Genomic DNA, 14,038 nt, shown 5'->3' on the forward strand with positions numbered 1-14,038 from the left:
GCGAAAGGGCGACGGCCGGACGTATCCCGTCCGGCCGTCGCCCTTTCGTGCTCCAGGGAGCGGAACCCGCTCAGACCTCCTTGGCCTGCTCGAGCATCCGGTCCACGACCCGCTTGGAGGCCTCGCCGTCGTCGAGGTCGCAGAACAGGTGGTGGAACCGCTCGAACCGCTCCGCGTACTCCTCCGACACCTTGTCGATGTCGCGGATCGCCGTGACGAGCTCCTCCGAGGTGGAGATCAGCGGCCCGGGCGAGTCCTTCTCGAAGTCGAAGTAGAAGCCCCGCAGCGTGTCCCGGTAGTGCTCCAGGTCGTACGTGAAGAACAGCATCGGCCGCTTCAGGTGGGCGTAGTCGAACATCACCGACGAGTAGTCCGTGATCATGATGTCCGCCGCCAGGTACAGGTCGGCGATGTCCGGGTACTCCGACGCGTCCCACACGAAGCCGTTGCCGGCGCCGGGCACGGCGTCGACGACGTTGGAGTGCCGCCGGATCAGCAGCACATGGTCGTCACCCAGACGGCGACGGGCGTCCTCCAGGTCGATCCGCAGATCGAACAGGTACTGCCCGGCGCTGTGCGACTGGTCGTCCCGCCAGGTCGGCGCGTACAGCACGACCTTCTTGCCGCCCGGAATGCCGAGCGTCTCCTTCACCTTCTCCGCGATCTTGTCGCGGTCGGGCGAGTACAGGTAGTCGTTGCGCGGGTAACCGGCCTCCTGGATCTCCCCGTCGTAGGAGAAGGCCCGCTTGAGGATCGGCGTGGAGAACCGGTTGGAGGAGACCAGCAGGCTCCAGTTCTTCGCCTCGAGCGCCAGCCGGTTCTGGTACTCGCGGTCGAAGTACAGCGTCTCGATGTCGTGGCCGATCTTCTTCAGCATCGTGCCGTGCCAGGTCTGCACGATGACCTGGCCGGGCCGCCGCTCCACCCACTCGGGCAGGTGCCCGTTGGTGACGATGTACCGGGAGGTGGCCAGCGCCTCGAACCACTCACGGCCCCACATGCGCACCTTGTCCGCGGTGGGCGGCAGCACCACCTGCCCGTCGCGCACGGCCCACAGGAACTTCAGGTCACTGCCGCGGCGCAGCAGTTCCTCGTGCATCGCCCGCGGGCTGTCGGAGTACTGCTTGCCGTTGTAGCTGAGGAAGAACACCTGGTCGCGCAGCGGCTGCCGGCGGCCGGCCTCGTACACCTCGCGGCGCAGCTGGAGCTGGCGGTACGGGCCGCGCTCCAGGTCGCTGAGCTCGGAGCGGCAGTTGAGCTGCGGGTAGTCGCTCCAGCGGTTCTCGAACCAGTAACGGCGGCCGCCCAGCTCGCTGTGGAGCGGGAACCGGGGCAGGGCCAGCCGGTCGATGACGAACTCGGCGTCCGGGACGTTCCCGTCCGAGGAGCGCAGCAGCAGGTTCCAGCGGCCCGCCTTCAGCGGCACCTGACCGGAGCCGCCCATCACCGACGGGTCGAAGGCCACGGTGAACGTGCCGTCCGCGGACCACTCGGCGGGCGCCGTGCGCTCGTCGTAGCGGTTGGTCGCCTTCAGGACGAGGTCGGAGCCGATGAGCGCCCGGCTGCCGCGGCCGCGCACCACGAGCTTGCCGCTCTCCAGGCGGAGGTCGGTGATCACGGCCCGGCGGGTCCGGCCGGTGATCTTCAGATAGCCGTTGTGGCCGGAGGTCAGGGCGATCTCACGGTGGGCGCCCTCCTCGCCGAAGGAGTCCGGCAGGTCGAAGGAGAGGTCCTCCAGGCCCTCCCGGACGACGCTGCTGAACTGGCGCTCCGTGCCGTCCCCGGCGGTGGCCACCAGCATCGTGCTCCACCGGCGGCGGTCCGGCTGGGCCTGGTCGTCGACCGTGCTGGTGCTCAGCAGGGCCACGTCCGCCAGCGGCACCCGCGCACGGAACGTCGTCGTGCTGCCCTGCTGGGCGGTCTCGACGGAGTAGGTGCGTATCTCGCCGCTCTTGTTGTGGCTCAGACGGAACGTCACCGTCTCCCCGCTCTTCAGCGGGACGCGGATCTCACCGCTGATCTCCACCGCGTCGCCGTCAAGGCGGCGGTCGGTGATCAGGGCGCGCACCTTCTCGACGCGCAGCTTGAGCGCGCTGCGCTCCACGGTCGGCAGCAGCCGGAAGTCGTCGTCGAGCCACTGGTACGGCGGGAAGTTCGCGGCCGAACCGCCGCGCGCCCAGACGCCGCTGCGGCGCACCAGACCGGAGGCGTAGACGTTGATGCCGACGTGCCAGAGGCCCTCCTGCCAGGTGCCGCCCTTGCGCAGCTTCGCCGGGTCGAGGGCCAGCTCCCAGCCCGCCCAGTCGTAGTTGTACCGCTGCTGGTTGGAGTCGGTGGTGCACTCGGGCCGGTGGACGTTCTTGGCCGGCAGGAAGACGCGCCGGCGCGAGCCGTTGCGCTTCAGCTGGACGATCTTGACGCTGCTCCGCTTGGCGGACACGTCGATCTTGTCGATGTAGGCGTCGCCGGACAGCACCAGCTTGCCGTCCTGCCAGGTCACCGAGCGCAGCGGGGCGCGCAGGTCCAGGTCGCCGTCGATGCGCAGCGCCGACTTCGGCAGCTCGAGGCCGCTCTCCTCCAGCGTGCGGAAGCTGGCGTACTTGCGGAAGGTGCCGGAGACCTCCACCGGCTCCTTGCGGCGCTGCGAGGCCAGCAGGGCGATCAGCTCGGGCATGGCGTGCTTGCGGACCAGCAGCCACTGCACCCGCAGATCCGTCGGCAGCGCCAAGACGATCTTCGGGTCGACCATGTCGAGGTAGCGGTTGGCCGCCTCCAGGAACGCCTCGTGGAACTCGACGGTGGCGTCCGGCAGCACCCGCATGAACAGCCGCAGGTCGTCGCGGAGCACCCGGTCGTCGTACTGGCGCTTGTACTCGGCGAACTCGGGGCCCGTCTGCTGGGAGAGGTAGTCGCTGACCATGCTGACCGCGGTGACCCGGTCGCGGATGGCCTGGGGCTCCTTGCGGCGCTGGGTGATCGAGGGGGCCGACTCGCCCTCGCGCAGCCGCCAGAAGTACGTCGGCTCACCGATGACGTCGACGGCCTCGGCCCGGTAGTGGGCGGGCAGGACGACGGGGATGTCCTCGTGGAGGATGCCCTCGGGGAAGACGAAGCCCTCCCGCTCCCAGAAGCTCCGCCGGAAGATCTTGTTGCAGGCGATACGGTCGGCTATGAGCTTCGGGTTCCTGGATATGTGGGTGCGCTTGCGGGCCTCGCCGGCCAGCATCTTCAGCAGCGGCACCTGCCACGTCTTCTCGCCCTTGAGGTGGAAGACGTTGCCGGTGGCGAAGTCCGAACCGGACTCGTCCAGGCTGGCGAGCATCTGCCGGTAGGCGTCCGGCGGGATGAGGTCGTCGCTGTCGACGAAGGTGAGGTACTCCGACTCGTCCGACATGTGCTGGATGCCCGTGTTGCGGGCCGCGCCGAGTCCGGCGTTCTCCTTGCGGATCAGCTTGAAGCGCTCGTCGCGGTCCGCGTACGCCTCGGCGATGGCGGCGGAGCCGTCGGGGGAGCCGTCGTCGACCATCAGGACCTCGATGTCCCGGAAGGTCTGCGCGGCGAGCGAGTCCAGGCACGCGGGCAGATAGCGCTCGACGTTGTAGATGGGGACGATGACACTGAGCCGAGGGGCCATGGCTTGGTGGTCTCCTTCCGGGGGTCAGGCCCGCTCGACCAGCTCGAGCGCCTGGTCGGGGGTCGGTGCGTGGGGGCGTTCGGTGAACGGGACGAAGGGCAGCGTGCTCTCCTCGCCGAGGAAGACGCGCCGCACCACCCTTTCGGCTGCGTGGCCGTCGTCGAACTCGCAGAAACGGAGCCGGAACCCGGCGCGGCGCTCGGCGGCGTCCGCCGACTCGTACTCCCGCGAGCCGAGCAGCCGGATCAGCTCGGCCTGGGTGGTGGCCACCACACCGGGCGGCTCCTCCAGCAGGTTGAAGTAGGTGCCGCGGACCGCGGAGTAGATGTCCCAGTCGGGGGCGTAGATGATGATCGGCCGGTCGAGGACCGCGTAGTCGAACATCGCCGACGAGTAGTCCGTGATGAGCGCGTCGGCGGCCAGGTACAGCTCCTCCACCCGGCCGTGGCCCGACACGTCGACGATGCGGCCGCTGCGGCGCAGTTCGTCGACGTGGGGGGAGCTGCCGTAGAAGTAGTGGCCGCGGATCAGCAGCGTCACGTCGGGGCCCAGCTCCTCGGCGAGCCGCGCGAGGTCGAGGGCCGGGGTGAAACCGGGCTGGTACTCGCGGTGGGTGGGCATGTACAGCAGGGCCCGGGTGCCGGCGGTCAGTCCCAGTGCCTCGCGGGCCCGGCGGACGTCCTCGGCCTTGGCGTTCACCAGGAAGTCGTTGCGCGGGTAGCCGGTCTCCAGGGTGGTGTACGAGCAGGGGTACACCCGCTCCCACACGGCGGTGGAGAAGCTGTTGGAGCTGATGCTGAAGTCCCAGCGGTCGCACCGCTCGAGGAGCTTCTCGAAGTTCATGTGGGTGGAGGCCGGGTACTTCTGCTGGTCCAGGCCCATCGTCTTCAGCGGGGTGCCGTGGTGCGTCTGGAGGTGGATCTGGCCCTCCCGCTTCACCACCGAGTCCGCGAAGTTCACGTTGTTCACGAGGTACTTGGCACGTGCCACGGCCGCCCAGTACTCCCGCGAGCCGACCCGGACGTACTCGACACCCTCGGGCACCGTGTCCACGGCGTCCGCCCGGATCGCCCACACCCGGCGGATCCCGGGGGCGAGGCGGGCCAGTTCGGCGTCGATGGCCGCGGGGTTGCAGGAGACGCTGCGGCTCCAGTAGGCGGAGAACAGCGCGAGGTTCTCGTCGAGCGGGAGCCGCAGCTGCGACTGGTAGAACATGCCGACCGCGCTGCGCTTGGAGCGGCCGATCGCGGCCGCCGCGCGGTTTTTGACCCTGCGCCGGAACTTCACGGCGGCGGTGGCACCGGCCATGGCCGCGTACGCGTCACGCTCCAGCATCGCGTACTTGTGGCCGCGGCCGCCGGCCGGGCGCTGGAACCCCTCGGGCCGGTGGGCGCGGTAGTCGGCCGAGGCGCGGTGGAAGAACTCCGCGCGGGCCGACTGCGGCAGCCGGCCCGGACGCTCCAGCACGGTCAGGTAGTGGTCGACCATCTTGCGGAACAACGGCCCGCGCCACTCGTCGAGTTCCGGGTGCGCCGCGATGAAGTCGAAGACCCGGCGGTACTGGTCGAAGACGTCGAAGTGCTTGCGGCTGACCGTCTTGAGGATGTTCCCGCCCTCACGGCGCTGCCGGTACAGGACGCAGACGCGGTCCAGTACGGCGATGCGCTCGGCGCTGATCAGCGAGCAGAACGTCCAGGGGGCGTCCTCGTAGTAGCCCGGGGGGAAGGTGAGGCCGGTGCGCTCGATGAAGTCGCGGCGGTAGGCCTTGTTCCAGACGATCTGGAGCAGATTGAGCAGCTCGGGGCGGTCGGCGAGGCGGAAGACGTCCGGGCCCCCGCTCTTGAGCAGGTCCGCCCGCTGGTTGGGCCGGACCTCGCCGTCCCAGTAGGTGCGGGCGTAGTCGTAGACGAGTATCTCGGGGTCCCCGGTGGCGTCGAGGCGGTCGGATATCGCCGCCAGCGCTCCGTCGGACAGGGTGTCGTCACTGTCCAGGAACAGCACGTAGTCGCCCTCGGCCCGCTCCAGACCCGCGTTGCGCGCGCGACCCAGCCCCACGTTCTCGGTGAGGTGAATCACATGAATACGCGGGTCTCTCGCCGCGTACTGGTCCAGGACGGCGCCCGATCCGTCCGGCGAGCAGTCGTCGACGGCGATGATCTCGAAGTCCGTGTAGTCCTGTCCGAGAAGGGAATCCAGGCACTCGGGCAGATAACCCTGCACCTTGTACACAGGGACAACGAGAGAGAGTCTGGGCATCCTTACAACCTGTTCCGAGAACTGACCGCGTGCGCGCTTTGCCTTGGGCTTGGGGCCCGGCCGCGCTCCGGGCATCCATGGACCTGGAGGGCGTCGCCGCATCAGCGTAAAGGATTCATGCGAAGTTTCCGTGGGCGAGGTGGCCGGACGCACGGCGACCGGCCAGTGACGTAATCGACCGAATCCAGGAGCTTCTTGTTCGTCGCTGTGCGTATGCTGTGCGACCTCTGAACGTCCGAAGCAAACCGTATGTGTCGTTCTGCCGCAATGGCCGGATTCGATTTTCCGGGTCCCGCGGAACACTCTGCATGCAGTGACTGCGACCTTGGAGGCATGAGGATGAGCTGGCTGGTCACCGGTGGAGCCGGATACATCGGCGCGCATGTGGTGCGTGCCCTGCGCGACGGCGGCGAGTCCGTGGTCGTCTACGACGACCTGTCCACGGGCAGCAGGGACCGGGTGCCGGACGGAGTGCCTCTCGTCGTCGGCAGCGTCGTGGACCGTGAACCGCTGGAGCAGGCAATTCGTGACCATGCTGTGACAGGAGTCGTGCACATCGCGGCCAAGAAGCAGGTCGGCGAGTCCGTGGAGCGGCCGCTCCACTACTACCGCGAGAACGTCACCGGCGTGCAGACGCTCCTTGAGGCCATGTCCGCCACCGGCGTCGACAAGGTCGTCTTCTCCTCCTCCGCCGCCGTCTACGGCATGCCCGATGTGGACCTCGTCACGGAGGACACTCCCTGCGCGCCGATGAGCCCGTACGGGGAGACCAAGCTCGTCGGCGAGTGGCTGATCAGGGCGGCCGCCACCGCGTACGGCATGCGCGGCGCCTCCCTGCGCTACTTCAACGTGGCGGGCGCGGCCTCCCCGGAGCTGTCCGACGCCGGGGTCTTCAACCTCGTCCCCATGGTCTTCGAGCGGCTGGAGGCCGGCGAGGCGCCGCGCGTCTTCGGCGACGACTACGCGACCCCCGACGGCACCTGCGTCCGCGACTACATCCACGTCCTGGACATCGCCTCCGCCCACCTGGCGGCCGCCCGCCGCCTCGACGAGGCCCCCGAGGGCACCGCGCTCACCCTGAACATCGGGCGGGGCGAGGGCAGTTCGGTTCGCGAGATGGTCGACCGCATCCTCAAGGTCACCGGCAACGAGAACGTCGTCCCCGAGGTGACGGCCCGTCGCGCCGGCGACCCGGCCCGCGTGGTCGCCTCGGCGGACCGCATCCGCGAGGAACTGGGCTGGACGGCCCGGCACGGCCTGGACGAGATGATCGAGTCGGCGTGGCAGGGGTGGCGGTACCGCCACTAGTGCCGCGGCAGGCAACGTTTGCCCGTCAAGGAGCGGCGTCCGGTGCGTGCTCTCGGCGTGCCGGCCGGAAGTCCTCGTACTGGACGTACTTGGGTTTTCGGCCGGTGCGGCGAGAGTGCGTGCCGGGCGTCGCGACGGGGCGAACGTTGCCTGTCGGGGCACTAGACACCGCGATCCCACCCCGAAGCGGACCCCGGCCATCCCTCCCGGCCGGGGTCCGCGTGGTTATTTGAGTACGGCGGCCGCGAGCCGCAGCTCGCGGAAGGCCTGCTCGATCTGATCGTGGAGGGAGACGGACGGCTCGTCCGTCCAGCGGCGCATCGCGATGACGAGGGTGTCGATGGCGACCTGGGCGCACAGGGGCGCGGTCCGCGCGTCGACGCCGCGGGCCCGCAGGGCCTCGGTCAGCGCGTCCGCCAGGTTGGCGTTCTTGGTCAGTGAGCGTTCCCGCAGTGCGGGCGTCGCGGCGATGAGCCGTGCCGTGGGCTCGCTGAAGGGGCGGTTGCGCTCCCACAGGGGCACGGTCGCGTAGAAGGCGGCGCGCAGGGTCGGCAGCGGTTTCGTGCCGTGCGGGACGGCCGCGACGGCCTGGACCAGCGCCTCGCGCAGTTCCTGTTCCCCGTCGAAGAGCATCTCGCGCTTGTCGGCGAAATGGCGGTACGCCGTGCGCTCCGTCACACCGGCGCGCGAGGCGATGGCCTCGACCGACGTCTGATCGAAGCCCTGCTCGGTGAACAGCTCCAGTGCGGCCTGCTGAAGCCGCCGACGCGCCACGTCCCCTCTTCTCGGCATGCGCCGACCTTATCACCGTGCCCCCTCGTGGACCGTCACACCTTGACGTTTCATGTGTCAGAGTCTGACTATACAAACGTCAGAGCCTGACGATAAAAGTGTCACACTGTGACTCATGATCAGTGAGGGGTCCGCGCATGGAACAGCGATTCGGCGGAAGGACCGTGGTCGTCACCGGTGCCAGCTCCGGGATCGGGATCGGCCTCGCCAGACGGTTCGCCCAGGAGGGGGCGAACGTGGTGCTCGCGGCCCGGCGCAAGGACCGACTGGACGCGCTCGCGGCCGAGTTGGGCAAGGAGCACACGCTCGCGGTCGCCACCGACGTCACCCGCCCGGAGGCCGTGGAGGCGATGGCCGAGGCCGCCGTGCGGCGGTTCGGGGGCCTGGACGTGCTGGTGTCCAACGCGGGCCTGAGCGTGGTGAAGGAGTTCGAGGAGACCACCCCCGACGACTGGCGGCTGGTCATGAGCACCAACATCGACGCCTGCTACTTCGGGGCACGGGCGGCGCTGCCGCACCTGAAGCGGACCCGGGGCACCATCGTCCACATCGCTTCCGCGTCCGGCCTGGGCGGCGACCGGCGGCTCACCGCCTACAACGCGTCCAAGGGCGCCGTCGTGAACTTCACCCGCGGCCTCGCGTACGACCTCGGACGCTTCGGGATCCGGGTGAACGCCGTCGCCCCCTCCCTGACCCTCGGCGAGGAGCACGCCGCCGACCACCCCGACGCCGGGCATCTGGTCGAGCGGTTCAACCCGCGTCGGGCCCTGACCGGCTGCAGCACCCCGGCCGACATCGCCGCCTCGGTCGCCTTCCTCGCCTCGGAGGACGCCCGCTTCATCTCCGGGGCGGTGCTGCCCGTCGACGGCGGCATCACCGCAGCCAGCGGCCAGCCGCCCCTGTTCTGACCACCCCCCGTTTTCTGACATCCCCCGTTCGACACAAGGACCCACGACGATGACGTACGACCTCGACCCCGAACTCGCCGCCGCGCTGGACGCCCTGCCCAAGGGCCCGAACGGCGGCCTCCTGGACTTCTCCGACATCCCCGCCGTCCGCGCCCAGGCCGACGCGATCGCCGCCCAGGTGCCGGCCCCCGAACCGGACCCGCGGATCAAGAGCGAAACGCTCGGCATACCGCGCGCGGACGGAACCGTCCTCGACGTGGTGATGGTCCACCCCGGCAGCCCGGACCGGCCGCGCCCGTGCCTGCTCTACTTCCACGCCGGCGGGCAGGTCCTCGGCAGCGCCCACGACCCCTTCTTCCACACCTATGCCGCGGACCTGGCCCTGCGGCTGGACATCGTGCTGGCCGTGGTCGACTACCGGCTGGCCCCGGAGACCCGGGCCCCGGGCGCGGCCGAGGACGGCTACCTCGCCTTCACCCACCTCACCGCGCATGCCTCCGAGCACGGGATCCTCCCGGACCGGGTCGGGCTCGCCGGGGCGAGCGGCGGCGGGGCGCCCGCCACGGCCGCCGCGCTCATGGCCCGCGACCGGGGCGACCGGCCGCCGCGGCTGCTGTCGCTGAACTACCCGATGCTCGACGACCGCAACGAGACCCCGTCCAGCCACGAGATCGTCGACGTCGGCGTCTACGACCGCCGGGAGAACCTGTACGCCTGGGCCGCCGTACTGGGCGACCGCGCGGGCGCACCCGACGTCCACCCCTACAGCGCCCCCGGCCGCGCCACCGATGTGGCGGGTCTGCCGGACACCTTCCTCGCCGTGGCCCAGTACGACGTCTTCCGCGACGAGAACATCGACTTCGCGCGCCGGCTGATCGCCGCCGGTGTCCCGGTCGACCTGCACCTGTACTCGCACGCTTTCCACGCCTGGGACGTGTTCGCCCCGGACTCCGGCCTCACGAAGGCGTTCGAACAGACCTGGCACGACTATCTGCGCCGCCACCTCCACGGCTAGCCGCCCCCGCCGGCGGGTCCGAGGGCGCGGGCGACGACGCCTCGGCCGTGCCCCGGGGCCCGGGGATGCCCGCCGCGGACCGGGTCCGCTGCCGTGCCCGGTGCTCGCCGGACCTGGCGCACAGCGCCGTCACCGCCGCCGCGAAGCGCTCCTGGGAGGAAGGGCGCGCCGGGCCCAGCAGCCGTAGTTTCAACTCCGTGCGAGCCGCCGCCAGTTCGTCCTTCTCCGGATGCCGGACCGTATCCAGCAGGGCCGGGACCCCCGCCGCGTCAGGCGTCAGGACGGTGGCCGCCGTCACCGTGGGGAAGGCCGCGCGGAACGCCGGTTCCGGCAGGTCGCCGGTGTTGGTGACGGCGTACGGCTTGCCGCCGGCCAGGAAGTCGGTGATGACGCTGGACACGTCGCTGATCAGCAGGTCGGCGACGTTGAAGCAGGAGTGGAGCGAGGGGCGGGCGTCGTCGACGATCCGGTGCGCGTCGTCCGGCAGCGACGCCCAGTAGGCCGCCTCCCAGTCCGCCGTCGCCCGTGCCACCGCCTCCGCCCGGCCCGGTGCGGGGGCGGACTGGGCGAGCATCCGCTCGACCTGGTCGGCGCCCGCCCGGAACCCGGCCGTGGTGAGCCGGTCCAACTCGGCGGTGAGACGGAGCAGTTCCGGAGAGGGCGCACAGGAGCGCGAGCGGTTCGCCGCGTGGATCAGCTCCCGGATGCGGCGGTCTGCGGCGGCCGCCCGCGGGTCCACCGAGCCGGTCAGCGGGTGCGGCTTGTACAGCAGCCGCACGCCCGGGTCCGCGAGCAGCGCCCGCACGAGGTTCTCCCCGGCGGCGATCACCGAGGTGTTGCCCGGGTTGCCGTCCCAGCCCTCCCAGGTCGGCGCGTACAGCACGGTCGTCGGGCGCCCGGCCGGCGGGCCCGCGTAGGGGCGTACGGCGTCCAGCTGGGGCCGGCCGATCTCCACCACGTCCTTGTCCTCGACGCCCACGTCGGCCAGCGCGTACCGCTCGCGCGCCGCCGGACCGGCCACCCACACCTCGTCGTACGCCTTGGCGTAGGGATTGCACGACGACAGCTTGTCGCTCTCCCCGTGGTTGACGAAGGCGTGCTTGATCGTGGGGATGCGCAGCACCTGCGAGGTCTTGCCGGAGTTGGAGGGGTGCAGGAGCACCTGGAGCGTGGAGTGCTCGAGCCGCATCAGCGTGGGCACCTTCGGCAGGCACACCACCGGGATGTCGGTCGCCGCGATCCTCGGCACCATGAACCGCTCCCGCAGGATGACGACCGGCCGGGCGTCCAGCCGGGCCAGCGGCTCCAGCCACATGTCGGCCTGGTAGGCGGAGGCCACCCCACCGGAGAAGTACAGCCCGACCGTCGGCCGGTACTCCGCCAGCCAAGCGTCGAACCAGTCCAGCACCTCCTGCTCGCCGGCCGGGCGCCGCCCGGGGAGCAGCCGCAGCAGCAGGACGGCCAGCCCGGCGAGGGCCAGGGCCAGCGACAGCGCGACACCGGCCGCCGCGCAGCGGATGTCGTCGGTCGCCGCCGTCGCCGCCAGTCCGGCCGTCGCGGGCAGGCCGAACACCAGCAGCCGGTGCCCGGGCCGGCGCAGCAGGGCCGGCGGGGCGGGGGAGAGCCGCAGCGCGGAGGCGTCGATGTTCCGGGTCACCACGGGCAGCGTGCGGGTACGGCGGACCAGCACCGACACCGCCTGGACCGCGCAGTGCAGGGCGTAGAACGCGAGCAGCCCCGCGACGACCACCGCGTACCGCGTCTCCCGGTCCTGTTCCCCGAGCCGCAGCAGCCCCACGACCAGCAGCAGATCGCGCACCACGTGGCGCACGGTGAGGTCCGCGTGGGCCTTCGCGAACACCGACAGCAGACCCCGCTGCCAGCGGTACAGCGCACCCTCGACGACCAGGGACAGCACGGTCGCGGCGACCAGCAGCGGCAGGTGCGGCGCGAGGGCGGCGACGGCCTGGACCGCGCAGGCGCCGACGAGGGCGGCCGCCACCAGCGCCTTGGCGAGGACGGTACGGCCGGGCGGACGGAGCAGTGGGAAGCGGTGGCGGCGGAATCCCGCCCTGAACCGCCGACGGGACGTGGGATGGGGCACTGCGGTCACTCCAGGGTCGTCAGAGGCGTGCGCCGGGTTAACGCCCGTCGGCCGCCGGACGACACGCGCGTGTCCGGGAAGCGCCGGCGCGCGGACCGGCCGTGCGTCGCGGCCCGCCGTCCCGGACCCTGGACCGCCGAGCGGCCTTCGCTCCGCTTCGCGTAGATTGCGTGACGGGTGAAGTGATCGGCACGAGGGGACGGGCGGCAAGGTGGCAGGCGCGAGGCAGGCCGTGGGCGAGGCACGCAGGATCGTCGTCAAGGTCGGCTCGTCGTCGCTGACCACCGCGGCGGGCGGTCTGGACGCCGACCGGGTGGACGCCCTCGTGGACGTCCTGGCCAAGACCAGAAACGAGGGGGTGGCCCGCACCTCGGTTGAGGGTGGTGGCGGGAGACGGGTGGGCAGGGGCGAGCGCGAGGTGGTGCTGGTCTCCTCCGGTGCCATCGCCGCCGGGCTCGCCCCGCTGGGGCTGCGCCGCCGCCCCACCGACCTCGCCCGCCAGCAGGCCGCCGCCAGCGTGGGCCAGGGCCTGCTGGTCGCGCGCTACACCGCCTCCTTCGCCCGCTACGGCGTACGGGTCGGCCAGGTGCTGCTGACCAGCGACGACATGAGCCGCCGCGCCCACCACCGCAACGCCTCGCGCACCCTCGACAAGCTGCTGGCGATGGGCGCCTTCCCGGTCGTCAACGAGAACGACACCGTGGCCACCGACGAGATCCGCTTCGGCGACAACGACCGGCTGGCCGCCCTCGTCGCCCACCTGGTCCGCGCCGACCTGCTGGTGCTGCTGTCCGACGTGGACGGCGTCTACGACGGCGACCCCGCCCGCCCCGGCACCTCCCGCATAGCGGAGGTCAGGCACCCCGGGGACCTCGCCCACGTCGAGATCGGCAGCGCCGGCAGGGCGGGCGTGGGCACCGGCGGCATGGTCACCAAGGTCGAGGCGGCCCGGATCGCCGCCGCCGCCGGGATCCAGGTGGTGCTGACCAGCGCGGTGCACGCGGCCGAGGCCCTCTCCGGCGGCGACACCGGCACCTACTTCCACCCCACCGGCCGCCGCTCCGCCGACCGTCTGCTCTGGCTCCAGCACGCCTCCACCCCGCGGGGCGCGCTCACCCTGGACGACGGTGCCGTGCGCGCGGTCGTGCAGGGCCGCAAGTCCCTGCTGCCGGCCGGGATCGCGGGCGTCGAGGGCGACTTCAGCGCGGGCGACCCGGTGGAGCTGCGGGACCGCGAGGGGCGGGCCGTGGCGCGGGGGCTGGTCAACTTCGACGCCAAGGAGATCCCCCTCCTGATCGGCCGCTCCACCCGCGAACTCGCCCGGGAGCTCGGACCGGGGTACGAACGCGAGGTCGTACACAGGGACGATCTGGTGGTCCTGCATCCGTAATGGGCCGAAACGTCCGCCCTCGGTGGTGGACGTTCCGCAAAAGTGCCCCGCGATCCGCGGCGGCCTGCTCAACTTTGTCGCAAGGGACAAGCCCGCCCGACCCCCGGGCGGTCCGCGTATGGAGGAGGCCGCCGTGAGACGAGTGCGCCCCGGTACGACGGCGTCTCGCGGTGGTTCCGGCTCCCGTGCGGCCGGCGACGAGCGCGCCCTGACCAGCGTCGCGTCCGGTGACCGCTTCCCGGGCGGCGAGCCTCCCGACCTGCCGCGCCTGTGGCACGTCACCCTCAGCGTCTCCGGGGCGCCGGCCCCGGCCGGTGAGGTGCGGCGGGCCCTGGAGCAGCTCGCCCACGACCATCCCTTCCTGCTCACCAGCCGCTACGCCGACGACCACGCGGAGATCCGTTACTGGGAGGAGGCCCGCGACCTGCACGACGCGGCCGCCGTGGCGCTGCGCCTGTGGGGCGAGCACCGGCAGACCGCGGGCCTGCCGCCCTGGGAGATCGTCGGCCTCGAGGTCATCGACCGGGCCACCTACCACCAGCGCGTCGCCGCGGGGAACGGGCCGGTCCTGGCCACCCCTGTCGGTGTCCACCCGTTTTGAACCCGTGTCTCATGGTTCGGGATGAAGGCC

9 protein-coding genes are annotated in these 14,038 nt (G+C 71.3%); 5 read left to right on the top strand and 4 right to left on the bottom strand.

Going from position 1 to position 14,038, the window contains the following annotated elements; all coding sequences use genetic code 11:
• Positions 1 to 70 precede the first annotated feature (70 nt).
• Positions 71 to 3,634, bottom strand: a complete 3,564-nt coding sequence (locus AC5L3C_RS25490; protein WP_493651070.1) for a bifunctional glycosyltransferase/CDP-glycerol:glycerophosphate glycerophosphotransferase — start codon at positions 3,632 to 3,634, stop codon at positions 71 to 73.
• A 24-nt stretch (positions 3,635 to 3,658) separates the two neighbouring features.
• On the bottom strand, positions 3,659 to 5,890 hold the full coding sequence (locus AC5L3C_RS25495; protein WP_493651072.1) for a bifunctional glycosyltransferase/CDP-glycerol:glycerophosphate glycerophosphotransferase: 2,232 nt from the start codon (positions 5,888 to 5,890) through the stop codon (positions 3,659 to 3,661).
• Between the two features lie 339 nt (positions 5,891 to 6,229).
• Here AC5L3C_RS25495 and galE point away from each other — a divergent pair, with 339 nt between their 5' ends.
• Complete coding sequence (gene galE, locus AC5L3C_RS25500; RefSeq protein ID WP_493654020.1) at positions 6,230 to 7,198, top strand: UDP-glucose 4-epimerase GalE; 969 nt, start codon at positions 6,230 to 6,232, stop codon at positions 7,196 to 7,198.
• Between the two features lie 225 nt (positions 7,199 to 7,423).
• Here the strand turns inward: galE and AC5L3C_RS25505 are convergent, their stop codons facing one another.
• A complete protein-coding gene (locus tag AC5L3C_RS25505) occupies positions 7,424 to 7,990 on the bottom strand; it encodes a TetR/AcrR family transcriptional regulator (RefSeq protein WP_493651074.1) in 567 nt (188 codons plus the stop codon).
• A gap of 137 nt (positions 7,991 to 8,127) precedes the next feature.
• On the opposite strand from AC5L3C_RS25505, the gene budC reads away from it, so the two are divergent.
• Together budC and AC5L3C_RS25515 are read left to right on the top strand one after the other, a co-directional pair.
• Positions 8,128 to 8,898, top strand: coding sequence for a meso-2,3-butanediol dehydrogenase (budC, locus tag AC5L3C_RS25510; protein WP_493651076.1), 771 nt, complete (start codon positions 8,128 to 8,130; stop codon positions 8,896 to 8,898).
• A 49-nt stretch (positions 8,899 to 8,947) separates the two neighbouring features.
• Positions 8,948 to 9,913, top strand: coding sequence for an alpha/beta hydrolase fold domain-containing protein (locus AC5L3C_RS25515; RefSeq protein ID WP_493651077.1), 966 nt, complete (start codon positions 8,948 to 8,950; stop codon positions 9,911 to 9,913).
• Here AC5L3C_RS25515 and AC5L3C_RS25520 read toward each other — a convergent pair.
• Positions 9,855 to 11,957, bottom strand: coding sequence for a hypothetical protein (locus AC5L3C_RS25520; protein ID WP_493654022.1), 2,103 nt, complete (start codon positions 11,955 to 11,957; stop codon positions 9,855 to 9,857). The two genes, AC5L3C_RS25515 and AC5L3C_RS25520, sit on opposite strands and share 59 nt — an antisense overlap.
• Before the next feature lie 271 nt (positions 11,958 to 12,228).
• Between AC5L3C_RS25520 and proB the strand changes: the two genes are divergently transcribed.
• Together proB and AC5L3C_RS25530 are read left to right on the top strand one after the other, a co-directional pair.
• Positions 12,229 to 13,407, top strand: coding sequence for a glutamate 5-kinase (gene proB / locus AC5L3C_RS25525; RefSeq protein WP_493651078.1), 1,179 nt, complete (start codon positions 12,229 to 12,231; stop codon positions 13,405 to 13,407).
• Between the two features lie 142 nt (positions 13,408 to 13,549).
• On the top strand, positions 13,550 to 14,008 hold the full coding sequence (locus AC5L3C_RS25530) for a DUF8830 family protein (protein ID WP_493654023.1): 459 nt from the start codon (positions 13,550 to 13,552) through the stop codon (positions 14,006 to 14,008).
• The last annotated feature ends 30 nt before the right edge of the window (positions 14,009 to 14,038 follow it).

The sequence above is a fragment of the Streptomyces speibonae genome (assembly GCF_984686075.1).